A 1,452-nucleotide genomic window follows, 5' to 3' on the forward strand; every position below is an offset into this window, starting at 1 on the left:
GACAATCCCACCAACTTCTTCACGGCACAGTCGCTCGACAACCGCGCCAGCGACATCAACAATCTGCTCGACGGCATCGCCAACGGCGTGCAGGTGCTGCAGGCTGCCAACACCGGCATCACCTCGCTGCAGAAGCTGATCGACAGCGCCAAGTCGATCGCCAACCAGGCGCTTCAGACCACCGTCGGCTATTCCACCAAGTCCAACGTCTCCACCACGATCGCCGGTGCGACAGCTTCGGATCTGCGTGGCACGACCAGCTACACCAGCGCGGATGCGCTGAGCAACGTGCTCTACAGCGGTGCGGCCGGCGGTGTAACCGCTGCTGCGTCCGGTACCAAGCTCGGTGGCGTTCAGGGCACGAATACGGGAACCGTCATCAACGCTGCGACCACTGGTGCGAGCCTGCTGAACGGCACAGCGACCGCTGGCGACGCCAACGCCGGCGTTGCCGCGGGCGACACGTTCACCGTCAACGGCAAGACCATCACCTTTGCCGCCGGCGACGTGCCCACGACCGCCCCGACCGGTCAGACCCGGGTCGCTGCCACCGGTATCACGACCGGTAACGTCTACACGGACAACACCAGCGGTAACGTGACGATCTATCTCGGTTCGGGCACGAAGGCTGCGGTAGGCGACGTCCTGACTGCCATCGACCTCGCCAGCGGGGTGCAGAGCAACGTTGCCGGGACCCTGACGGTCAACAGCGGCCAGACGATCTCGTCCGTCAGCGGCGGCGGTGCGCTCGTCCTGAAGAGCACGATCGGTTCTGACCTCAGCGTAACGGGCAAGGCCGACATCCTCAACAAGCTCGGCCTGACCAGCGCGACCGGCGCCGGCAGCGTCACTGCGACGGCGGCCCGTACCACGAGCTCGGCGACCCTGTCGTCGTTCATCTCGTCGGGTTCGACCCTGAACGTCGATGGCCATGTCATCACCTTCAAGGACGGTCCGACGCCGACGGCGGCTTCGCTGGCCTCCACCCAGGGCGTGTCGGGTAACGTCGTCACCGATGGCAACGGCAACTCGACGGTCTACCTGCAGAGCTCGACGATCGCCGACGTGCTGAAGGCGATCGACTTCGCCACGGGCGTGCAGACCTTCACGCTCAACGGCAGCGGCGGCGGTACGCTTGCGACCGCCTCGGGTCAGACGGCTTCGTCGATCAACGCCTCCGGCCAGCTCAAGCTGTCCACCGGCGTCAATGCCGACCTGTCGATCACCGGCACCGGCAACGCGCTGTCCGCGCTCGGTCTTGCCGGCAACACCGGTACGTCCTCGGCGTTCACCGCGGCCCGCACCTCCGGCACCGGCGGCATCAACGGCAAGACCTTGACCTTCAGCTCCTTCAACGGCGGTACGGCGGTCAACGTCACCTTCGGCGACGGCACCAACGGAACGGTCAAGACCCTCGATCAACTCAACACCGCGCTTCAGGCCAACAACCTG

The 1,452-nt window shown here is 65.7% G+C and carries 1 protein-coding gene; it reads left to right on the plus strand.

What is annotated here, in order from left to right; genetic code table 11:
- Positions 1 to 1,452, plus strand: a 1,452-nt coding sequence (locus IVB01_RS22995; RefSeq protein WP_247494890.1) for a DUF1522 domain-containing protein, incomplete at both ends; no start/stop codon positions are given.

This window comes from Bradyrhizobium sp. 164 (genome assembly GCF_023073715.1).
Taxonomy (GTDB): Bacteria; Pseudomonadota; Alphaproteobacteria; order Rhizobiales; family Xanthobacteraceae; genus Bradyrhizobium.